Consider the following 22,475-nt stretch of genomic DNA (forward strand, 5'->3'; position numbering starts at 1 on the left):
GCCAATGATCGGCTGGTCGTCAGTATTCTGGCTGCTTAGGGGAAGAGATGCGGAAACTACCGTTCGGCCGGACTGCTGCTCGTGGCCTCGCCGGCGTTGACCGACGAGTTCTGCGACGGGTTCGAGGAAGGCTACAAAACGATTCAGGGCGAGACGGTGCTGGTCCCACTCGGCCCTCTCGAACCGCTTACTCCGTTGGGATCGAATTCGTATCGCGAGGGCATAAAAGCCAGGATTGCTGCGGCGTAACCGCTTCTCCGGCAAGCGCCCGCTGTGCATCGTGGTCGATCACCACCTGACGCATGAGGAAATGAACGCCCACTACCGGGCCGTGAGCCCATGGACGGTAGTGTCTCAGTTTGAAATTTAGGCCTGTTTCGCTAGCTTGGGCTTTTCTTTCCATATCTCTCCGAAGTTACACGTCGCCTCTGCGAAACCAGAGGTCGCGGGACACATAGCGGCGACGATGCGCGCCAGCTTGTCGCGACGGTCATCTAGAGGTAAGTGAAACACCGGCTCATGGTGTGCGACACGATTTCGAAGCGTCAATAATTCGTCGCAGATTGTCCACGCGGCGGCCCGGTCCAAGTCAGCATCATGTGCAAACACCTTCGCCAGATTATATCGCCACGAGTAGTGATTGTAGTTCGCTGAAAGTTGGGAAACCCAGAAGCCAGCTGAGAGATCTGATACCACAACCGACGTGCTAACGGGGCGCACCCCGCGATCTCTCTCCTGTCTGCGAATGGTTTCGTCGAGCCGTCTTCGGTCGTCGCCTTTAAGGTTTCGAACGAACTCTCCATGCTTATACGGCCATCCTTCTCTGTATTTCCAAATAAAAAAGTCGTTCATCTTGTTTCTCAGGCAAATCTCCCAGGATTGCAGATATATATAGAGAGATTGTGAGATTTTTGCATTCCACTGGTATAACTGGAGAGCGCCCTTTTCATTGCTGTTCGACGCCCCTAGATATGTCCCAAAGCGTGGCGAGCTTAGGGATTTCTTAAAGAGTGTGGCGAAATCAGGGTTTTTTTCAAATGTCTCTTGCATACTGGGAGCGTCCGCTCTAAGTTGACGTGGTGAGCCTCTAGAAACGGTCCCTGCGCTTGACGCACACCCCCAGAGGACGGGAATAAGGGAAAGCGGGTTGCGGGAGCAGCCCGCTTTTTCCCGTTTAGGCAGCGCGCTTTTTGTATGCCCCCTCGGCCCTGGCTTCGGCGCAAGATTTGGATGCGGGTTTTGAGGGGCAGCTTGTTCATGCCCCTAATATCTGAACTTTTATGCTTAGTGCCAAGCATTAAAGTTCACGTTATAATGCGCAGTCGCGGACGTGTCGGTTCGTTGCGGTCGAGCGAACCGTATAGTTCCTTGAACTCCCACTCCCGCACGCGCGACATCTGAACAAGCTCAGCCACATCAAAACCAAGATCGTCCACGTGAGACCGAAGAATGCTCGGGAGCACCGTCGGCGCATCAAAACAAAAATCGAGAGCCGCCGGTTCCCTCGTTCTCCATCCGCGCGCGCTTATTTGTTGCCAAAGGTATCTCGCTTGATTGTCTGAAATCGCATTGAGTGACTGCGCTGACATCAGCAAACTTTGCATCGATACGCGCCATTCCTTCTTAAGCGACGCAAGCAGTTCCAGTGTGATCTTGCGCCCACGGAAGGCTTCGACCATTTCTTGTGGCGGCAGGAGAAACGCCGAAGCAAATTGATTGGCCTCGTCCTCCATGTGAGCAGTCGGGAAACGATGCATGACCAAATGGCCCAGCTCATGCGCCAGTGTAAATCTAAGCCTATCGGCTGGATGATCGCGGTTTACGAGTATGAGCGGCGGGCGACCTGGCGCAGCGAACGTGACACCGCTCACAGGCGCGCCGTGAAAGGATGACTCGCCAATAATGATGCCGGCCTTCTCCATCAGAAGTGTAAGGTTCTTAACGGGGCCGTTGACCACCTTCCAGTGGGCTCTCACCACCGACGCTATCTTGGGAATCGAGCCATACACTTCGACGTCCAAGACAGGCAGCTCATTGGCGGGGTTAAGGTCCACATTCTCCATAAAGCGACGAAGATGAAAGAGCCGAATATTCAGTTCGGCTGTAATCATATCCACGTCTCGCGCCGACACTTCCGACTTTTTCCCACGCAACATTGTATGAACGCTGACCGGGGGGCCATACACCGTATCTTGAATGGAGAAAAACTCGACGGGCAGGTCAAAGACACTGGCAGCCCGTTCCATGAACTGATGATCGGGCTCGACTAAGCCGTTCTCCATCCGAGAGAGAACCGCCTGTGCGATGCCCAAATCATCAGACGCTTTCTTTTGCGTGAATCCTCGCAACTGCCGCGCAAGGCGCAGCAAATCTCCAAATGTGGCCATAGCTATTCGCCTTTGGCGGTTTCGTCGTCGGTCTTGATCTTCGGCGTCACGAGCGGGCCGTCGTCGTCCGGCGGGCTGCTCGGCAAGATAATGACACTGCTCTCGCTGCTTTCGCCGGCATCATCGATTTCGTAGGACCACAAGACACGATCATTGTTTCGTGCCACGACCAACATGCTCTGGACTGCCGTGCCGATGTCGTTCGCGGACCACACGAACTCGACTTTCGCGGCCTCTGGCGGAAACCCCGGCAAATTCATCTGGGGATCAATGAAGTCCAACACAGCCAAGGTGAGAATGTTCTGCCCAAGGTTGTCGTCATCACCCTTCTTGAACCGGGCGATGACCTTGCCGTCGAAGCAAAACTTTACGGTCTGACTCTCATCGAGAGTCCGCACTGATTTGTCCGAGGCGAACTCAGTGCGGGCATAGCGCGCGATGGCATCGAAAACGTAGTTCGAAATGGTGCGCGGATAAAGAACCGGGGAGAAGCCTTTCGACGCGCGGCATTCCGACACCGACAGCCATTCGGCAAATCCGCGCTCGATAACTGCCCTTATTCGCGCGTGGTATGGAGTCAGCGCTTCGCGGACGTCCGACTCTGAATATTGGTCCATGTTGATTCGGTCCTCTGCTTCAAAGACGAACTTACGCGACTGTTTTGCAAAATCAACAAAAAATATTCAAATTCTATTTTGGTATGTTCTTCCAACGGGTTGCGGCAGCCTTGCGAGCAATTTCGGCGCGACGCTCTGGCGTCATGTTCTCGGCGCGCTTCTTTCCGCCCTTGGCACCAAGCGCCTTCGCAGCAGGGTCTTTGCCGTCGTCAATCACGTCCTCGGCTTGCTCGCCGGTAGCAATGCGCATGACGCGGGCGGCATTGCCGATAACGTCGGCGGGGCGCTTCTGGCCTTTAGGTCCGGTCGGCATTATGGGGCGTCCGGCGCGTTATTGCGAATAAGGCGGTCGATCTGTTCTTTTAGGCTGGTTGTCGGCGGGAGTCCGACGACGTTGCCGGCAACGGCGGTTTCATACACGACCCGACGCGCCTCATCCGAAAGGACATTCCAGTTCAATAACACGGCAGCCGCGATATACTGCAGCGGGATCGCGTCGGCGGCGTCATGGGAGTTCAAAATATTGATATCGAAGTCAGCCATACGGAATCTCCTATGCTTTCCGCTAAGGATATAGAAGTTTGGTTCGTCGTGCGACAGCCGGTTGACGCCGATTGACGGCAGATCGAATTTCAACCTGAGACACTACCCATGGAACAAGCTGGCAGCGATAGAAGTTTAATGCGGGCAGCAAGCAGTCCCCCGCTTTGCTGCCAGATCGGGTGGCACCGGTCGGCCCGCGCCAACTCCGTGGAGGCGCGGGTTTTGCTTGCCTAGACAGTGACGGACGTCAACAACAGGTCCACTTTCGCCCAGGCAGGTCCACTACCGGCCAGGCCACGGTTGTCACCCTGGCAACCACATTCTGTAAAGTCATCATCTGCGCAAAGATAACTGGTTTACCCTAGGTTTCCACCAAGTTGTCAAACCAGACCTGTGAAAAAAAACTGGCGATGCGTAAACCACTGTTCGGCCAGACGAGACCCGGGAGTTCTCCATTGCTTAAAGGGTCTAGAAGCGGTCCACCGCCCATTAGTGCACCGCAGCAGAATAGTTCAGGACCTGGCGAAAGATGATGGGTCGAGAGCGGACATCCCAACATCCGGCGCGTTGGATCACAAGGCGAAATAGGTATTCGAACTGAGGATCTGAACAGCGACTGGCAGTGCACGGGAAGGACACTTAGGAGACACCAGAGTCACACATCAGCGTTTTTGCCGTGACACGATGCAGTAAGAGATGTTCCTCGAGTCCCTTGCCTCGAAGAGATCCGTCAGCCGCGCTATTTTCGGTATTGCAGCGCCGGCTCATTGCCTTCCACGCTTCGAAACTCGGCCAGGCGCCTCTCCTGTGTAGGCATGCTCCGAGAGCCTCATCCTCAACCGCAGTTACTTTGAAACAAATGCTGCCGGCAGGCGTTCCGCAATAGCGGGCGGCGTTGCCGGAGGACCCAATGCCCGACGAATACAACGAAATCCTCATCCCTCAAGACGCCCACGACGCATCGCCCCTCCGGGAGGAAGAGTATTTCGTCGTCTGCCCGGCATGCCGCCAGGCGTTCGACATTAGGTGCATGGAGGAGGCCCTCCATCACAACGAGCTCGGGCACGAGCCCTACGGCCTCGACTCGTAGGACTGAGCTAAGCCCCCAGCCTACTGTTCCTTCTTTAGAAGCCTCATAAACAGATCAAATCAGAACCTGTAGTCCGGGTCGTCTTTGTCATGGCCGGACAGCTCGAAGGCGCAGCAGACGACCGACGTTGTGGGATCTTTGCCATGCCGTGTGATCGCGGCTTCGATCGCCTCGTCCTCAGTCACTAGCTCCCAAAGGCTTTCCATTTTGATGCCCTCGATTGGCTCGATTTGTCCGTGAAGCATATATCCGCTCTGGCGCATTGGCCAAATGGAATGGCCGGAGCGGCAGCGGCTATGCGCTCGATATCAGGTGAATGCGTGGGCTGCTACGCGCCGCGTCTTGCTCAGCAGCCAGGTAGCAAGAAGCGCGGACAGGCGTGAGCGACGAGCGGGCTGGCCCGGATGATCCCGATTAGCACACGAAGAAAGTGACAACGCCGCCCGAGAGCCGGCGCGCTTTTCGCTATAAGTTTCGCTGCGATCAAAAAAGGACCGGCCGACATCTTCTTTAGCGACCGGTCTAACAACGGTGATTACATGAATTATAGCAATCCCGAGCCCGGCTGTCAGGCGGGCGCACATACGGACTCTCCTGATGACACCGAGTTTGACGGTGATCTCGCGAAGTTCATCGCCGCTCTCCCCACCGGCTTCCCGCGTGTTGAAGCGCCGATCGTAGAGCCGATCGACACCGGCAAATTTGCGACAACGGCGGTTCCGGCCAATACGTCAGAAGCCCCGAAATCCAGGCATTCCGCGCCCAACCATATCGACGCGCCAGTTACCGGCACAGCCCATCCACGATCACCCTGTATCCCTACCGCTCCTAACCCCTCACGCCCTATAGCGCCTGCTACTCAGCCGAAGACCAAGAGCAGCAAGCGCGAGAGCACCATGCCGAAATGGCGAAAGCTTGGTGAGTTCGGCAAGCTTCAAGCCGGCATCGAGGCAGCCGGCCGTCAAGGAGGGCTCGCCTGGTCGCTCAACTTGGGGATCGGACGTGAGAGTGCGCTCCTGAACAGCGACGATCCGGCGCGGCTACTCTCGAACAACATCAGCAGAGAGTTTCGGCGGGCGGTGGGGCATGACCTTCCTTACTCCTTCATACTGGAGCTTTGCCGCGACGATCAGGGATTCGACCGGCTTCACGCTCACGGTGTCGTGGTATTGGGCACCGTCGATTCCGTTCGTGTCCGCGAGGCGCTAACTCGTGCCGGCGGCGAGATCGAAGATCGCGGTTGGGCTAAGAAGCAGCTTGAGCTCAAACCGATCACCGGCGCGACCGGTTGGACTTCCTACATCACCAAGATGCGCCGCTGGGGCAAGGCCGTGCCCGCGAAGCGCCACGTCTTCAATTCCCGGCAACTAAAACAGATCGCCCGGCAGGACTACGGCGAGTTCGGCCTGTCAAAGAAGCTGTCCTTCACAAAGCCGCGCCGGTTACCAGTGCCCGATAGGCCCCTAAGCTCCAGCGCTTGAGCGCAAAGGATTCAAATGCGAAACGGTTTTTAACCGGCCGATCATGGCAAGCAAGGGAGACCTGAAACGACCGAGCCGCACATGGCTTGGTGGCCTATCGCATGCCGATAAAGGCCTCATCATGCAGTCGACATGTGGATCAAGGCGAAACAGGGCAAAAGCTAAACTGTAGGGGCAAAGGGTATAGCCGAGACCTAGACACGCTATCCCCACCGTTCCTCGTGCTCTATACAGCAAAGCGAAAAGGGTTCAGACAATGGATGAGGACAGTCAGTTCTACGCAGACTATGCCAAGCAAAGGGGCCTAGGACCGTTTCTGACCGCCGATGCGCTCGTATCGACCAGCGACGGCATGCTTCTGCTCATCGAGCGCGGCAAAGCGCCTGGCGAGGGCAAGCTGGCGCTGCCAGGTGGATTCGTCGGCCTCCAGGAGACCTTCTTCCAGGCCTGTGTGCGCGAGCTGATTGAGGAGACCGGTCTCTCTGGCTACACGGCGCAGGGTGCCACGCTGCTGACAGAAGCCGATCTGGAACGCGTTCTCGTCAAGAGCCAGGTCTTCGACGATCCGCAGCGCTCCCGGCGGGGCAGGGTGGTCACCAATGCGTTTCTGTTCGAATTGATGATGCCGCACACCGATCTATTCGTTGGAGCCGCGGATGACGCAGGTGGCGTTGGCTGGTTTCCGTTCGCGTCTCTCGAATCGATGAAGGACCGCTTTTTCGAGGATCACTGGAAAATCATCAAGCGTTTCCTGTTTTCCGGTAACGAGGAATTCCGCAAATCGCTATTTCACGATCGCGTTGTTTAGCCTTTAGTGCATTGTGGGAGGCGAAATAGCCGAATGAGGCAGGAGGAATCATGGCCGGTCGAAGCAGAATTGATTGGCTGTGGGCACAGTCCATTTTCTATGCGGGCATCGTTGGTTTTGTAATTCAGGTTTTTTGGTTCTTACGCGATGGTGTCTGGTCGGGCCTGTCTTTAATCGATTCCGCCGAGCTTGTTTTCTGGCCTTCCGATTGGCCGTGGCTTTGTGATCCACAGAGCTGGCAAGGTCTTCACTTGATCCTGAATTGGGTGTCTCTGCCCCTCATTATCGTCCTGTGGGGTGCCGTCCTTAGGGCGCTTGAAAAACCGGTGCGACACTAAAGGGCTGCTTAGCCTTATACCCTATTCCAGTCGATCAGCAGCACACCCCAGATCGCGACAAAGGGGAACAAGAAGAGCGCGCCGGTCCAGACCGGCGCGCTTGCAAACTGTATGGTCGACAGCGCCACCCAGCAGCACGACCGCAACAAGCGGCGCCAGTGCATATAGGGTGGCCCAGGCGCCGTGTTCGCCTGGCGTCATCGGCCCTGCAATACTCGCCAGGCTGGCCAAAACCGGCACGGGAATGCCCTTACTCTGGATCTGGAACGGTATGACCGATGTCGTCTAAGTTGACCGTATCGATAAAGCGCGTCCATGATGCTGTAGGGGGATTCTTTGTGGCGGGTAGACTGACATTTCGGCCGGGTGACTTTGTTCGGGCCCGGTCGACGACATGGATAGTAGAGGCGCTCGCCGAGGGTGGGCCTGTGCCGACGCTGGATCTGGTGTCGGTGGAGGACGACTCACAAGGTGATGGACTGCGAGTCGCCGTGAGGGCCGAGCTTGACCTGGAGCCGGTCGATACATCGGATTGGTCGAACCTACTAAAGAGCACGTTCGAGAGCCCGCGGCGCCTCGGTGCCCACCTTAGAGCTACCGAGTGGCGCACGGCGACTTCCGCCGACCGGAGGCTATTTCAGGCCCCATTCCGCTCGGGAATCAGGCTCGAACAATACCAGCTGCTTCCCCTCGCGAAGGCGCTCGAACTCCCTCGCGTCAATCTGCTGATCGCCGACGACGTCGGTCTTGGCAAAACGATCGAGGCGGGACTGATCGTGCGCGAGCTAATGTTGCGCCGACGGCTGAGCTTCGTCGTGGTCGCTGCGCCGGCATCGATGCAATCACAGTGGCAGGACGAGCTGTCGCAAAAATTTGGCCTCGACTTCACCATCGTCGACCGCGAATACTTGCTTGAGAGTCGCCGGCGTCGTGGCTTTTCGGCCAATCCGTGGAGCATCGGATCTCGGTTCATCGTCTCGCACAGTGTGCTGGCGGATGAGACCTACATGAGCGGCTTGCGGGATGTCCTCGGCTCATATCGGGCGCGTTCGATGTTCATCCTGGACGAGGCCCATCATGCCGCTCCGGCCGGGGGGATCGCCTGGGCGACCGAGTCGCAGTTGACGCGCGCCGTGAGGGAAATTGCGCAGCCGTTCGAGCACCGGCTGTTCCTGTCGGCGACGCCGCACAACGGCCATTCCAACTCCTTCTCCACGCTGCTGGACATCCTGGACCCGCAGCGTTTCACCCGCGGGATCGACGTGAGCGCCAAAGACCTCGAGCCGGTCATGGTGCGCCGGCTGAAGGAAGACCTGCGCCGGCTTGGGCACAAGTTCCCCGAGCGCCTGGTCGCCCCGATCGTCATCGATGGGCTGCCGTCCGACGCGCCAGAGTTGAAGCTGGCCGCCATGCTGGATGCCTACCGATCGGGCAATATGGGCGGAAGCCGAGCGAGCTTTTTATTCGCCAACCTGCAGCAGCGCCTGTTTTCCTCGATCATTGCTTTCGATCGCACACTCAGGACGCACTTGCGGACGCTCCAGCGCCGGCAGGACAGGCTGGCAAGTGCTGAGGACGCAGCCGAGGACGTCAACGAGAGCGACGATCTCATCGAACTGATTACACACGACGCGCGTGGAGAACTCGGCGATCTCAACGCGGCGATCGCCCATGTCGAAGCCATGCTGAAAATCACTGAGGCGCATCGGCATGCCCCAGACCAGCGGATCGACAAGCTCCTTGACTGGATCGAAGCGGAGATGCTCGACGAGAAGCACGCGTGGAAGGATCGCAGGCTGATCCTGTTCACGGAATGGGACGATACCCGCCGTTGGGTCGTGGAACGTCTCGAGGAGGGCCTGAGCGAGCGCAGCCGCGGCAGGATTGAACTTGCGGGCCGCATCGTCAGCTTCACGGGCCGGACCAGCCTTGATGAACGCGACGCCATCAAGCAGCGCTTCAACGCGCCCTTCGACAACGCGCCGATCCGCGTTCTCGTCTGCACAGACGCCGCGCGCGAGGGTCTTAACCTGCAGACCCGCTGCCGCGACCTCATTCACATCGACCTGCCCTGGAATCCATCCCGGCTAGAGCAGCGCAATGGCCGCATCGACCGCAAGCTGCAGCCCGCGGCCACGGTGAGCTGCCGATATTTTCTCTATAAGCAGCGTGTCGAAGATCGCGTGCTCGATACGTTGATCCGCAAGACCGAGATCATCCGCAAGCAGTTGGGCACGGCTGGCGAGGTGCTGCGACTCAAGATCGAGACGCGGCTCGCGGAAGGCGGCATCTCGCGTGGCGAGGTGGACCGTCTTGCGGATGAGATCGAAAACGTCACTGACGCTGGCGTTGGGGCCGCAAAGCGCGATCTTGACGACGAGGCAGATCGGCGCATCGAGCGACTGAAGGAACAACAGGACTGGTTGCAGCGACGCCTCGAAGATGCGCGCCAGCGTGTCGGCGTTGCCGGTGCGGACGTAAAGCGGATCGTCGAGATCGCGCTGGCCGACGACGGCGCCAAGCTCGAGCCCGGCCACTTCGCCGTTCCTGAAGCGGTCACGCTCGATCCGGACTCACCAGCCTTCGCGAAGGATGCGACCTGGGCGGCGCTCTTCGACGAGCTGCGACCGGGGCGTCCACCACGCCAGCGTGATCGCGCCAAGTGGCGGCGGGAGACACCGGTGCGCGGGTTGGTCTTCGATCCACCGGTTCTTGCCGATGGCGAGCCCGAGCCACAGGATATCATCCAGCTGCATCTCGAACACCGGCTGGTGAAGCGGCTGATTTCGCGCTTCGCGTCGCAGGGTTTCCGGACGTCTATCGGCCGTGTGACGGCAATCGTCGGGGCCAGCGCTCAGCCGCGCGTCGTGCTGATCGGTCGGCTGTCGCTGTTCGGACCGGATGCACGTAGGTTGCACGAAGAGATCATCCCGGTGACCGCAGCATGGCGTGATGTGCGTCGAGAAGTTCCGCTCGAGCCTTTCGGTGATACAGGCGAGGCAACCACCATCGCTCAGCTCGAAGAGGCATTGCGCAGCGGGCGGTCGCCTGGGGACGGCATCGTCCAACGCCTTAAGCAGTCGGTGGATGCGGATATCGCCGATCTCAGGCCACATCTCGAACGCCGTGCCGCCTCCGCCGAAGCGGCGGCGATCAACGATCTGGCCGGCAATGGCGAGCGCGAGTCGGTCGGCCTGCGTGACCTGCTGCAGCGCCAGATCCTACGTGTGCGGGAAAGCATGCGCGATGCCGAGCCGCCGGCACAGCTTTCATTCGATCTCTATCAGAGCGAAGAGCAGAAGCAGCAGGCCGAGCGCGAACTTAGACAATTCGAGACCGACCGCCGCTCCTGGGACGGCAAGCTGCTGCGGCTGCAGGCGGACCTCGATACCGAGCCGCAGAAGGTGCGCGACAACTATGCGGTGGCGGCGCGCCAGCTCGAGCCGATCGGGCTGGTCTATCTCTGGCCCACAACGAGCTGAGGCGACAATTGGCATTGGGCGATATCGACGAAACCAGCCATTGGCTGAACTACCTGCAACCCGAGGGCTTGGTCCTTGGCGCGAATGTGCTGCGTAACAGTGGGCTGACGCCGCTACGGCAGGGTCCGCTCGACACCGACGTCGCCGCGGAAGCCCTCGGCATGCCGCTGAAGTCCGAGCGCGAGAATGATCGAGATTTTGTGCTTCGCGATCCATGGCGCTTTCTCGACACGCTCCTCGGCTGGCCGGCAAGGTATGTCGCCGGGGCTCCGGACGGATCGGCTGTGCCGTCAGAGTTGTCGCGAACCCTGCCCGAGCACGGCACGTTGCTGGAACCAAACATGGCGCTGTTGTGGCGCGATGGCGATGGTGAGGCCAACGTGCCGGCGCAGGTTCTGGTGCTGGTTCATCCCGACCTCGATCCCGACGCGCGCGGGCAGTTCGGCGAAAATGAGTGGGAGGCCAGCCCGCACCAAAGACTCGAACGGCTGCTGCGTGAGACCGGCGTCGGCACCGGCATCCTCATGGCCCGCAACACACTGCGGCTGATCCATGCGCCGCGCGGCGAGACAGCAGGATGGATCACCTGGCCTTTGGCGGCGCTTGGGCGGGTCGAAGGCCGGCCGATGCTCGCGGGCCTGAAACTCTGTCTTGGTCGTAATGCTTTCTGGACCGGCGCACCGGAGACGCGGCTCCGCCATCTGCTCAAGTTGTCGCGCGAAGCGCAGAACGAGGTTTCCGAGAAACTGTCGAGCCAAGTGCTCGAGGCGCTTTACGAATTGTTGCGTGGTATGCACCGCGCCGATCCCACCCGCATCGAAGCGCTGGCCTCAAGCGATCCGCACCATCTCTATGAGGGGTTGCTAACCTGCTTGATGCGGCTGGTCTTCCTACTCTACGCCGAGGATCGCGACCTGTTGCCCTCGGCCAGCGAGCCGGATCTGAAGGCTTTGTGGGAGCAAGGCTACTCGATAAAGACATTGTATGCGCGCCTGCTCGATGACGAGGCGCTAAACCCCGATACCATGGACGAACGGCGCGGCGCCTGGGGGCAGTTGCTCGCGGTGTTCCGCATCATCCATGGGGGCTATCCCGACTGGGTGGCGCGTCGTGGCGGCAAGCTGTTCGATCCCCATGCCTTCCCCTTTCTCGAAGGGCGGGACAAGGATTCGCCGAAGGGCGCAGTCGAGGTGCTGCCGGTCTCGGACGGCACGATCCTGCGCATCCTGCACGGGCTGATGACCGTCGAGGGTCGCGGCCTCGATGGGCAAAAGGCGCGCGAGCGGCTTTCCTACCGCGCACTCGATGTTGAAAGTATCGGCTCGGTCTACGAGACGGTGATGGGTTTTACCACAATGCGTGCCTCCGAGCGCATGATCGCGCTCAAGGACGAAAAGAAGCTTCCCAGCTTCATCGGCCTCGAAACGCTGTTGGCGCAAAAGCCAGGCGACCGGCAGAAATCGCTCAAGGATTTGTCCATCAAGCTCTCGACGAAACAGGCCGCTGCCGTGAAGGGCGCGGAAGATGTCGAGGGGTTGATTGAGGCGCTGGGCAACGCCTTGGATGAGCGAGCATCGCCAAGGGCGACGCCAATCGGCGCCGGCGTGCCCTATCTGCAGCCGACCGACGAACGACGCCGCTCTGGTTCGCACTATACGCCGCGCTCGCTCACCGAGCCGATCGTGCGCCACACGCTTGAGCCGGCCTTCGAGCGCATCGGCGAGAATGCCTCGCCGGAGGCAGTGCTTTCGCTGAAGGTGCTCGACCCGGCCTGCGGTTCGGGCGCCTTCCTCGTCGAGGCCTGCCGCCAGCTCGGCACGCGCCTTGAACAGGCTTGGGACATGCACAAGGCTGAAAAACCAACCATACCGCCAGACGAGGACGAAGTGATCCATGCCCGCCGTCTGGTGGCGCAGCGCTGCGTCTACGGCGTCGACCGCAATCCCATGGCGGTGGATCTGGCGCGCTTGTCGCTATGGCTCGCGACGCTCGCGCGCGAGCACGAATTCTCATTCCTCGACCATGCGATCAAGGCCGGCGATAGTCTTGTCGGGTTAACGCAGAAAGAGATTGAGGCGGCGAACTGGGACGACAGCAAGCCTGGTCTGCCGCTCTATCGGCAGTTGATCCGTGACGAGGTGCGAAAGGCGCTTGAAGGTCGCGAGGCCATTCGCACGGCGCCCGATGACGTGACCCGAGCCATCCAGGAGTCGCGACATCGCCGTGTCGAGGAGGAGATCGAGCCTGCCAGGCAGGTCGGCGACGCCGTGATCGCCGCGTTCTTTTCGGCCGACAAGGCGAAAGCGAGAGAACAGGCACGGACTGAGGTCGAGAGCTGGATCACCGCGAATTTTCGGCCGGAATGGGACAGGATCGAATCTGAATCGAGGCGCTTCCGGGCCGACCATGGCTGGCGGCCGTTTCACTGGCAGATCGAGTTCCCTGAAGTGTTCATGCGGGACAATCCTGGCTTCGACGCGATCGTTGGGAATCCGCCGTTTGCGGGCAAGAACACAATCACCGCCAGTTCCGGCCCACGCTATTTGCTATGGCTCCAACAACTGCATGAAGGGGCGCATGGCAATGCCGATCTCGTCGCACACTTCTTTCGGCGAGCGTATCACGTCCTGCGGAACGGCGGCGCTTTCGGACTGATAGCGACCAACACCGTTGGGCAGGGGGATACTCGTGAAACTGGACTCGCGACAATTCTGCAATCCGGCGGAACTATCCTCCGAGCGAAAAAGCGCTATCGATGGCCGAACGAGGGAGCCGCGGTCGTTGTGTCGATTGTGCACGTCAAAAAGGGCACGAGCTTATGCCCGGCAGTATTGAATGAGCGTGAGGTGGTCCGCATCTCGGCCTACCTCGTTGCAGGAGAGTTCGACAACGCTCCGTCGCTAATGAGGGCCAACTCGCGTCGCTCGTTTCAGGGGACGAACCCAGTTGGAGCCGGGTTTCTGTTTTCGGATGATGGCGCGGCAAAAGGCGAGACCGAAAGTCTAGACACTCGGATAAAGCTAATAGCCGGCGATCCGAATCTAGAACATTTCATCAAGCCATATACATCGGGCGAGAACGTAGCCAATTCGATGGATCATATGCACACGCGCTATGTCATTGACTTTGGCGAGCTATCAGAAAATGAAGCAGCGCAGGCTGCTCCTCCGCTCTTCGAGATAGTGAAAACTCGCGTTGGCCCGCTCAGGGCAACGGACAACCGCGAACATTATAAACGCGTTTGGTGGCAGTTTGGGGAACCAAAGAGGGGGCTTTATGAGAAGGTGGAAGGCCTGTCTTATATCACCGTGACACCACAAACGTCGCCTCATTTGCAGATTGCCCGCCGGGCCAACGACGGAGTATTTGCGTCGACCTTGGTGGTCTTCGCCTACCCCAAGCACTCTCCCTTCGCCATTCTCCAGTCCCGTGTGCACGAAATTTGGGCGCGATTCTTCTCGTCCTCAATGAAGGACGATCTGCGCTACGCCCCCTCCGATTGCTTCGAGACCTTCCCCTTCCCGCAAAACTACGAGACCGACTCCACCCTCGAAGCCATCGGCCAGACCTATCACGATCACCGCGCCGAACTAATGATCGCCGCCAACGAGGGGATGACCAAGACCTACAACCGTTTCCACAGGGACAGCGAGACCGGTCCGGCCATCCATCGCCTGCGCGACCTGCACTACGAGATGGATCGGGCCGTGCTCTATGCCTATGGCTGGGATGATCTCGCCGATATGCAGAAGCCCGAGTTCCTCACCGAAGACACCGAGGACGACCACACCTACCAGGGCCGCTATTTCTGGCCCGCCACGCAACGCGACCTCGTCCTCTCCCGCCTCCTCGCCCTCAATGCCGAACGATACCGGCAGGAAGTCGCCGCCGGCCTGCACCAGAAGGGCAGGACGCGTATCCGGCAGGAGGAAGACGAGCACACTGAACGGGAGACGCAAGAATGGGCGGAATAATGGATGGCCACGTTGAGTGGGCGGTTATCAATCGCCTCAAGGCCATGCTGGATGATCCACCTCCGACGAAGTTCAATGTGACCCAGACCTTTGCGATCTTCAGCGCGGTGCTACTGTGGACAAAGAACCGCGGCTGGGTCGCTGGGAAGAAGGCAAGACAACCCTTGGTCGGCGAAGCGGACCAGGCTGCCGACGAATTCCGGAAAGCCCTTGCAAAAGAGCTGATCACCTCAGAGCCATGGTCACTGTCGCGTCGTGTGCCCCGCTTTGAGCTAGTCCCGCAGATCGGCACGAATAGTCGCGAGCTGTCGGTCAACGGCGACTTCCAAGACATGCCGGTGGAAGCGTTTGCAGAATGGCTCCGCAACGCTATAGGCCACGGTGACGGCCGGACTATCAGACCGCTCCATAAGCATGAAAGGCCGGCCTACAAGACTTGGTTGAGCGGGTTTCAGGTATTCTTTCCAGAGACGCAGACCTCGGAGCGCGTTCTCCATCTTTGCCTCTACGACACAGACATGCGGCGCATCGGCTCACTGCTCGCCGATCGTTTCTGCGAGGCCCTCTCCAGAGCGCCGACCTACTACATGGCGGATGTCGCGACGCGGGTGATCGAGACGGAGCGGGTGGCATAGCGCAAATCCACGATCGCAAGGAAGTCTTGCAAGTTGCATTTTGCAAGACTATATAGGGCCCTGGAGGTTCCCATGACCACGACGATCGGCGCGCGTATAAAGGCGCTGCGCGACCAGCGGAAGCTGTCCCAAGAGGCCCTGACCGAGCTATTAGGCTTCAAGGATCGGCAGACTCTGTCTGCTATAGAAACCGGCGAGCGCAAGGTCGCGGCGGACGAGCTGCTGCGCGCCGTTCAGATATTTGGCGTTCCGCTCGACTACTTCACTGACCCGTTCTTGCTCGCTGGCGAGGGGCGCTTCTCCTGGCGTCAGACCGGCGTCGATGGCGACAGGCTGCGCGGCTACGAAGAGACGGCCGGTCGGTTCATCGCGGCGTTCCGCGTGCTCGGACGCCAGGTAGGACACCAGCCGCCGTTGATCCGGCCGACGCTGAGCCTGACCAAGCAGTCAAGCTACGATGACGCGATTGCGGCCGGCGAGCGGTTCGCAGCGGAGTTCGGTCTGGGAGACGTGCCGGCGCGCCAGCTCGCCGAAATCATGGCTGAAAGGCTCGGCATGCTGGTTCTGATGGTCGACCCGATCGAGGGTGTCTCAGGCGCTGCCTGCCAACTGCCCGAACTGGACGTCGTGCTTATCAATCGCAATGAGGTCGCCGGCCGCCGGCATTTCGACCTCGCTCACGAGCTCTTCCATATCCTCACCTGGGAAAAGATGCCGCCCGAGCATATCGAGGAGGCAAGGCCGACGAAGCGCAACCGTGTCGAGCAGTTGGCAGACAATTTCGCCTCGGCGCTGCTGATGCCGTCGGCAGTGCTGGATCGGTTCGGCAACTGGGCGCAGCTCACCGAGAAGACATTGACCGACCACCTCAATGATGTCGCGGAGGAGTTGCTAGTGACCTCGCAGGCCCTGCGCTGGAGACTCGTCGGGATGGGGCGGCTGAGCCGCGCTCAGAACGAAACCATTTCCGACGACAGCCTTAGGAACAACGGCAGCAAGCCAGGAAAGCAGGCGCCGCCGCCACTCTTCTCGAAGCCGTTCGTGCAGATCGTTGCGACAGCGCTGGACGAGGGCAAGACCTCGATGCGGCGGATCGCCTCGATCCTCGGCGTCGCGATCGACGATTTCGCGGAGCTCTTCGCCGCCCATAGCGTGGAAGCGCCATACGAGTTGTGATGTCGACATGGCGCGCCACACCGGTCCAGTCCTCGTCGATACCAACGTCATCATCGAATGCTGGCGGGTTGGTGCGTGGAAGGCTTTGGCTGGAGGCTACGCGTTGGAAACGGTAGGCGTGTGCTTTGTCGAGACGCAGACCGGCTTCCAGAGGCGCCGGCCGGAGGAGCAGATAGACAGCAAGGTGCTGACGGCCACGCTCAAAGCGGTCCACCCAGTCGAGGACGCCGAATTCGCCAAAGCGCTGACGCGCGACGCGGAGATCGGCTTCTTGGATGCGGGAGAACAGGCACTCTGGGCTCATGCGGCCAGCCGAACGGATAACTGCGTTCTGTGCGGCCCAGACAAGGCGAGCCTCCGGATCGGCATCCGGCTCGGCTTGAAGGATCGCCTAGTGTCGCTTGACCGCTTACTGCGGGACGTCGGCTTCCGGTCGAGGATCGAGCTCAAGTCAGCATACACCCAAAAGTGGCTGGAACAGGCGCTGGCACAACTGGCGCAGCGGGAGGGGAAGTAAGGTGACGAACACGAATCCACCGAATAGCGCCGCACTAGCGGTGCAGGATCGGCTCAGCGTCCTTCCCAAGCCAGCCACTCCCGTCGGGGTGCGTGAGAGACTGGTCGAAATGCTTAGGCGTGATCTGGTCGGCCCGCACCCTGACTTCGATCCGGATCTCGCGTATGAGGTGCTGGAGGGGACAAGCCCGTCGACCTGGTATTTGACCGGGTTCCTTGCACCTCATCGCAAGACGGTCATCGAAAGGCGCGCCGAACTTGCCGAGGAGCAGCAAGCCGAATTCGCCCTCGAAACGCAGCGAGAGACCGAAGGGCTCGAGCAGGGAGCACCCCAACCTGGAGCTGGCGAGGACGCCGGCCCCGCCGAGCCGCCGCCGCGCCGCTCGTTTGAGCCGTCGTCGATCGGGATTACTGTGCTTTTGGCGCGCGAGGCCACGTCAATCGAGGCGCGGGTTACATGGGGCGACTACGTCACCGAGCCGCCCTTGGCCTCAGCCCTCGTGAATCCAGAGGAGCGCGAGGCCGCAGCCAAGGAGAAACGCAAGCTTGACGAGCCCGCTCGCAGCAGCCTTCAGTGGCGCCGCCTCCCCCGCGAGCGTTGGGTGTCGATTCCGCTGAAGCACGGCCTCCACCGGTATCTCGTTCCGGAAAGTGCAGCCCCGGCTTATCCCGGGGGCGGACTTGAACTTGCGGTTTCCATTAGGCCGACGCACACCGCAGGCATTGATGGCCGCCGCCGCGACCTCCTTGCCGTCTCGGTCTTCCTCGTCAACAGGCGTTCCGAAGCCCTCAGGCGCTATGGCGACCTGGCTTTCTGCTTCCAGGCACGTCTGGAGCTAAAGTCCTCGCTCGGTTTCGAGCCAAATGACGACCGCGCATCGTATGACGCAGAAGAGTTTGACGAGCGACTGTCTGACCTTCACTACGGCGACGTCGCTTCCTACGCGACCGGTCACAACAGCTCCGGCGACTGGGATGCGGCGGATGGTGACGGCCTGGTCACAACCGTGTTCACCACTCCCATACCGTGTCAGGACGTCGAAAAACTCGGTGCCGACATAGACCTCCCTCGTGTGATGCGAGGCATGGAGGCACTGGCCGAGGCGGCCGAAAGCGCCGACAGCCTGCGCGCCGCGCTCGAGCAGTTGCCCGTTGCCTACACAGCTTGGGCCGCCGAACAAGCCGCGATGGTCGGCAAGATAGACGGTCAGAAGCGCCAGGAGGTTGCGCACCAGCTTCTCGATGACATCAAAGTCGCGAGGGGCCGCATCGCGAGCGGTATCGAACGCCTGACCGCCGATCCGGTGAGCCGCGAAGCCTTCGCGATCATGAATCGCACCATGGCGCGCGCAAACCGCCAGCGTAGCTCCACCATCAACGGGAAGAAGCCGGGCCAGCAGACCGCGCCCAGTTGGCGCCTGTTTCAGCTCGCCTTTGTCCTCCTCAACCTCGACGGGCTAGTCGACCCTCTCCACAAGGATTGCGCCACGGTAGACTTGCTGTTCTTCCCGACCGGCGGTGGCAAGACGGAGGCCTACCTTGGCCTCGGCGCCTTTGCGATTGCGCGGCGGCGATTGTCCAACTCTGGCCTGAGCGGCGCGGGTCTGTCAGTCGTGATGCGGTATACGCTGCGGCTGTTGACGCTCGACCAACTGCAGCGTGCGGCGGGCTTGATTTGCGCGCTCGAACTCGAACGGCGAGACCATGGCCGCCTTGGTCAGTGGCCCATCGAGATCGGCTTGTGGGTCGGCGGTGGTGCGACGCCGAACAGCTTCGGCAACTCCAGGACCCCGGCACAGGGCTCCGCAATCCAGTGGGTGCGAAGCTATCGCAATGGCCACGGTCCTGCGCCGGCACCGCTCAAGAATTGTCCGTGGTGCGGCGGCGAACTCAAGCCGGATGCGTTCCACCTCCACCCCAACCAGCAGGACCCGAAGTGCCTCGATATTCGCTGCGACAACATCGACTGCGACTTCTCCAGCACCGAGAGGCTGCCGATCGTGGTGGTCGACGAAGAAATATATCGGCGGTTGCCAGCGTTCATGATCGCTACCATCGACAAGTTCGCCAATGTCCCCTGGGTAGGAGGCGCTGGTGCCTTTTTCGGCAATGTCACTCGCCATGACGGTTCAGGCTTCTATGGGGCCGCCGAACCGAATGCCGGCACGCGGCTTCCGGTGCCGTTGCCGCCGATCGATCTCGTGATCCAGGACGAACTCCACCTGATCTCTGGACCTCTTGGAACGATCGCTGGACTGTATGAAACTGCCTTCGATCTTTTGGCTTCCCGCAACATCAATGATCTGCCACGCGGTCCCAAGATCGTAGCATCCACGGCGACGGTGCGGCGAGCCAGCGCGCAGATCAGGAATCTCTTCGGGCGCACGAGCACAGCGATATTCCCACCGCCGGGAATTAGCCGCCACGACTCCTTCTTCGCCGAGGCGGACACGTCGTCGCCCTCGCGGCTCTATGTCGGTGTCGCCTCACCCGGAAGAGGACCCAAGCTCGTATTCCTTAGGACACTTCAAACGCTCCTGGCCGGAGCGGAGGCGTTAGCAAGCGCGGGCACAGGCGCGGGCGATCCGGCGGATCCGTATCTGACGGCGCTCTGCTACTTCAACGCCCTGCGCGAGCTGGGCGGCGCGCGGCGTATCGTCGATGACGAGGTGAGGGCTCATCTGGGTAGCTACGGGTCGAGCCGTGTGCGACTGGAACCTGCCGGACAAGTTTTCGCCAATCGCCAGCTGCGGGAAATCCAGGAGCTAACTTCGCGCTACAGCACTGACAAGGTCTCCGAGGCTCGCACGCGACTTGGGCGTCCGGCAAGCGAGAAGAGCGCAGTAGACGTGGCCCTCGCCACCAACATGATCTCGGTGGGTCTCGATATCGGACGGCTCGGTCTCATGGTAGTCCAAGGCCAGCCCAAGACCGCCGCCGAGTATATCCAGGCGACCTCCCGAGTCGGTCGCGAGGCGCTCAAGCCAGGATTGGTGATTACGCTGCTGAATGTGCACAAACCGCGCGACCGCATGCACTACGAGCAGTTCCGTTCGTTCCACAGGAGCTTCTATCGAGCAGTCGAAGCGACTAGCGTGACGCCATTCTCGACACGTGCTCTCGACCGAGCTCTAGCGGCCACCATGGTAGCTGGCGTTCGGCATTTCGAACCAGGGCTTACGCCGAACGATGCGGCCAGCAGGTTCGCGCAGTTCGACCAAGCCTTTGTCGCGGTTGTTGCCACCGTGCGAGCCAAGATGATCGTCAGCGGCGCCACGCAACCCGAGATCGATCGCTGCCTCCAGCGCCTCGACGCGCTAAAGCACGCCTGGATCGCCATTGTCGACACGCAAACCAGTGGCGGCGATCCGTTCAAATATGGGAACGAGCAGCCAGTTAGACGCCTTCTGCAGGACCCACACAGCCAGCAGGTAAACATGGCCCCCGAGCGCCGGCTGTTCATCGCGGGACGCTCGATGCGGGATACAGAACCTGTGGCACTTCTGCGCCTCAAGACACCGACCGGACAATCCTTTTAGCGGCGAGGCACGATGCCCGACACCACACAGAGCTTCTCGCAACTATTGCTGACCTACGGCCCTGGCGCGATGCTGGATCTGCCTGATCACGCGGTGGTCGTTGCCGGGCTGCAGGGCTGGCACTACGGCGGTCAGTGGCAGCCGATAGAGGAGCAGCGGCTAGTCCCGCTACTGCGCCAACAACTTGCACTGGGGCCGGAATTCGAGGGGCTGCGCCCGCCGCCGAAGCAAGACGAGGACCGGCACGATGATCGCCGGCCGGGCGTGGACGTCATGGTGTTTCCGACGTGGTTCACGGTCGAGGAACCACAACAATCGGCCGGGCAGACGCCGGCCACCTCCGAGACGCGACGGCGCATGGTCGAGTTCGATCATCTCCAAACTCGTGGTGATCGACTCAGTTACCCGGACCCAGTCAGTGGCAAGCGACTGGGTGTGAACCCGATCCGTTTTGTAGGAGCTTGCGCGAAGGGACATCTCGAGGATGTCGACTGGCGGGGGTTGGCGCATCGCGGAGGCGACAGGGCTTGTCGGAAGCCGATGTTCTGGGTCGAACGCGGGGTCAGCTCAGATCCATCGGACATTTCCGTGCAATGCACGTGCGGCGCCCGCGTTACGATGGCCGACCTCTACAAGCCCATGTTCCTCGGCACATGCGCTGCCTTCAGCCCGTGGTTGATGCCTAGGTATATTTCAGGTGATAGCTGCGACGAGGATCTTCGATTGCTGCCCCGATCGGCGACCAATACCTATTTCGCGCAGACGGTGACAGTGATCTCACTGACCCGCACCGATGATCGCGTGAGGCAGACGATCGAGGAGCATCGGCAAACCGTTGAGTCACTCAGAAGCTTGCCGAATTTCGTCCAAGTGTTGAGATCTTTGCCGCAGACCAAAGAGCCATTCGCTCCATTCTCGGACGAGGAAATCATCAACGCCTTAGCGACCATCGCACAAGATAGCGATGGCTCATCAACCAATCCCCGTGTCGCAGAATTCGAGGCGCTGGCGTCAGGCGCACCGGTAATTGGCTATGACGACGCGGCAGCATTCCTTTTCGCGGAGACGCTTGATCGGCCTACGTTGAGCCTATCGCCGCCCTGGGACCAGTTCCTCGCTGGGATCGTGAAGGTGAGCCGTTTGCGCGAAGTCACGTGTCTCTACGGCTTCACGCGCCTGGAGCCGCCGCCGACCTCGGCCGAGAGCGAGCTCGACGAAATCCAACTTAACGTCGATGGAGCCCCGCTAAGCCGGGAAGTAAAGTGGCTGCCGGCCATTGAGCAATTTGGTGAAGGCATTTTCCTTCACGTAAACCCCGATTACATCCGTCAGTGGCGCGACCGCGCTGACGTCGTTATCCGTGCTGATGAGCTATACCGCGGCGAGGCACATGAAGCGGCGAATTTCAATCGGCCTCCGAGGCACCTTGGCGTGGCCTACTGGGCACTGCATTCACTTTCGCACGCGCTTATGGCCGAGCTGGCCATGGAGTGCGGATACCCGATTTCGTCACTGAAAGAGCGAATATACGCAAGTGGAGCCGGGCAGTCCGATCGCTTCGGGATCCTGATCTACACCTCGACAGCAGGCGCGCAGGGCACTCTTGGCGGCTTGAGCGGCATGGCCGAACACATGCCCAAAATCCTGGCAAAGGCCGTGCACGGGCTGGAGTTGTGCTCGAACGACCCCATTTGCGCAGACCACCATGCTGGGACGGACCTTGATGAACGGCCGCTCCACGGATCCGCGTGCCACGCATGCATCCTCGTTCCGGAAACATCGTGTGAGGCTCGAAATACCAGGCTGGATCGAGGGCTTCTGGTGTCGACACTGGTCGGCTCCAAGTCCGCAATGTTCTTGTAAGGAGTGCCCACGCCCTGTTGCTGCGA

The 22,475-nt window shown here is 60.3% G+C and carries 18 protein-coding genes; 11 read left to right on the forward strand and 7 right to left on the reverse strand.

The window, feature by feature from the left end:
- Positions 1–366: 366 nt before the first annotated feature.
- The 5 genes from NKI59_RS19575 to NKI59_RS19595 all read right to left on the reverse strand — a co-directional run bounded on the left by NKI59_RS19575 (position 367) and on the right by NKI59_RS19595 (position 3,547).
- Entirely contained in the window at positions 367–1,050 is a 684-nt protein-coding gene (locus NKI59_RS19575) for a hypothetical protein (RefSeq protein ID WP_352706145.1), read from the reverse strand.
- A gap of 254 nt (positions 1,051–1,304) precedes the next feature.
- Positions 1,305–2,387 carry a helix-turn-helix domain-containing protein gene (locus NKI59_RS19580; RefSeq protein WP_352706147.1) on the reverse strand — a complete coding sequence of 361 codons (1,083 nt, stop codon included), beginning with the start codon at positions 2,385–2,387 and terminating at the stop codon, positions 1,305–1,307.
- 2 nt (positions 2,388–2,389) lie between these two features.
- Entirely contained in the window at positions 2,390–3,004 is a 615-nt protein-coding gene (locus NKI59_RS19585) for a hypothetical protein (protein ID WP_352706149.1), read from the reverse strand.
- A 73-nt stretch (positions 3,005–3,077) separates the two neighbouring features.
- A complete protein-coding gene (locus NKI59_RS19590; RefSeq protein ID WP_352706151.1) occupies positions 3,078–3,317 on the reverse strand; it encodes an RNA-binding protein in 240 nt (79 codons plus the stop codon).
- Entirely contained in the window at positions 3,317–3,547 is a 231-nt protein-coding gene (locus tag NKI59_RS19595) for a hypothetical protein (RefSeq protein ID WP_352706153.1), read from the reverse strand. The genes NKI59_RS19590 and NKI59_RS19595 overlap by 1 nt, the downstream gene beginning before the upstream one ends.
- A 910-nt stretch (positions 3,548–4,457) precedes the next feature.
- Between NKI59_RS19595 and NKI59_RS19600 the strand changes: the two genes are divergently transcribed.
- Positions 4,458–4,637, forward strand: coding sequence for a hypothetical protein (locus NKI59_RS19600; protein WP_352706155.1), 180 nt, complete (start codon positions 4,458–4,460; stop codon positions 4,635–4,637).
- A 59-nt stretch (positions 4,638–4,696) separates the two neighbouring features.
- On the opposite strand, the gene NKI59_RS19605 is transcribed toward NKI59_RS19600, so the two are convergent.
- On the reverse strand, positions 4,697–4,843 hold the full coding sequence (locus tag NKI59_RS19605) for a hypothetical protein (protein WP_352706158.1): 147 nt from the start codon (positions 4,841–4,843) through the stop codon (positions 4,697–4,699).
- Positions 4,844–5,176: 333 nt separating this feature from the next.
- Between NKI59_RS19605 and NKI59_RS19610 the strand changes: the two genes are divergently transcribed.
- The 4 genes from NKI59_RS19610 to drmD all read left to right on the forward strand — a co-directional run bounded on the left by NKI59_RS19610 (position 5,177) and on the right by drmD (position 10,746).
- Positions 5,177–6,118: a hypothetical protein gene (locus tag NKI59_RS19610; protein ID WP_352706160.1), complete on the forward strand. Its 942-nt coding sequence runs from the start codon at positions 5,177–5,179 to the stop codon at positions 6,116–6,118.
- 256 nt (positions 6,119–6,374) lie between these two features.
- The gene (locus NKI59_RS19615) at positions 6,375–6,926 is read left to right on the forward strand and encodes an NUDIX domain-containing protein (protein ID WP_352706162.1); all 552 of its coding nucleotides are present in this window, start codon (positions 6,375–6,377) and stop codon (positions 6,924–6,926) included.
- 50 nt (positions 6,927–6,976) lie between these two features.
- Positions 6,977–7,264, forward strand: a complete 288-nt coding sequence (locus NKI59_RS19620) for a hypothetical protein (protein WP_352706165.1) — start codon at positions 6,977–6,979, stop codon at positions 7,262–7,264.
- Between the two features lie 278 nt (positions 7,265–7,542).
- On the forward strand, positions 7,543–10,746 hold the full coding sequence (gene drmD, locus NKI59_RS19625; RefSeq protein ID WP_352706167.1) for a DISARM system SNF2-like helicase DrmD: 3,204 nt from the start codon (positions 7,543–7,545) through the stop codon (positions 10,744–10,746).
- 290 nt (positions 10,747–11,036) lie between these two features.
- On the opposite strand, the gene NKI59_RS19630 is transcribed toward drmD, so the two are convergent.
- Complete coding sequence (locus tag NKI59_RS19630; protein WP_352706170.1) at positions 11,037–11,300, reverse strand: hypothetical protein; 264 nt, start codon at positions 11,298–11,300, stop codon at positions 11,037–11,039.
- Positions 11,301–11,339: 39 nt separating this feature from the next.
- Between NKI59_RS19630 and NKI59_RS19635 the strand changes: the two genes are divergently transcribed.
- The 6 genes from NKI59_RS19635 to drmB all read left to right on the forward strand — a co-directional run bounded on the left by NKI59_RS19635 (position 11,340) and on the right by drmB (position 22,449).
- Positions 11,340–14,720, forward strand: coding sequence for an Eco57I restriction-modification methylase domain-containing protein (locus NKI59_RS19635; RefSeq protein ID WP_352706172.1), 3,381 nt, complete (start codon positions 11,340–11,342; stop codon positions 14,718–14,720).
- Positions 14,708–15,355, forward strand: a complete 648-nt coding sequence (locus NKI59_RS19640; RefSeq protein ID WP_352706174.1) for a hypothetical protein — start codon at positions 14,708–14,710, stop codon at positions 15,353–15,355. Before NKI59_RS19635 ends, NKI59_RS19640 begins: the two co-directional genes overlap by 13 nt.
- A gap of 72 nt (positions 15,356–15,427) precedes the next feature.
- Positions 15,428–16,531: a helix-turn-helix domain-containing protein gene (locus tag NKI59_RS19645; RefSeq protein ID WP_352706176.1), complete on the forward strand. Its 1,104-nt coding sequence runs from the start codon at positions 15,428–15,430 to the stop codon at positions 16,529–16,531.
- Between the two features lie 7 nt (positions 16,532–16,538).
- Positions 16,539–17,048 carry a hypothetical protein gene (locus NKI59_RS19650; protein ID WP_352706178.1) on the forward strand — a complete coding sequence of 170 codons (510 nt, stop codon included), beginning with the start codon at positions 16,539–16,541 and terminating at the stop codon, positions 17,046–17,048.
- A 1-nt stretch (position 17,049) separates the two neighbouring features.
- Entirely contained in the window at positions 17,050–20,586 is a 3,537-nt protein-coding gene (drmA, locus tag NKI59_RS19655; RefSeq protein WP_352706180.1) for a DISARM system helicase DrmA, read from the forward strand.
- 12 nt (positions 20,587–20,598) lie between these two features.
- Positions 20,599–22,449 carry a DrmB family protein gene (gene drmB / locus NKI59_RS19660; protein ID WP_352706182.1) on the forward strand — a complete coding sequence of 617 codons (1,851 nt, stop codon included), beginning with the start codon at positions 20,599–20,601 and terminating at the stop codon, positions 22,447–22,449.
- Positions 22,450–22,475 lie beyond the last annotated feature (26 nt).

The organism is Mesorhizobium sp. M0598 (assembly GCF_040320865.1).
GTDB lineage: Bacteria > Pseudomonadota > Alphaproteobacteria > Rhizobiales > Rhizobiaceae > Mesorhizobium.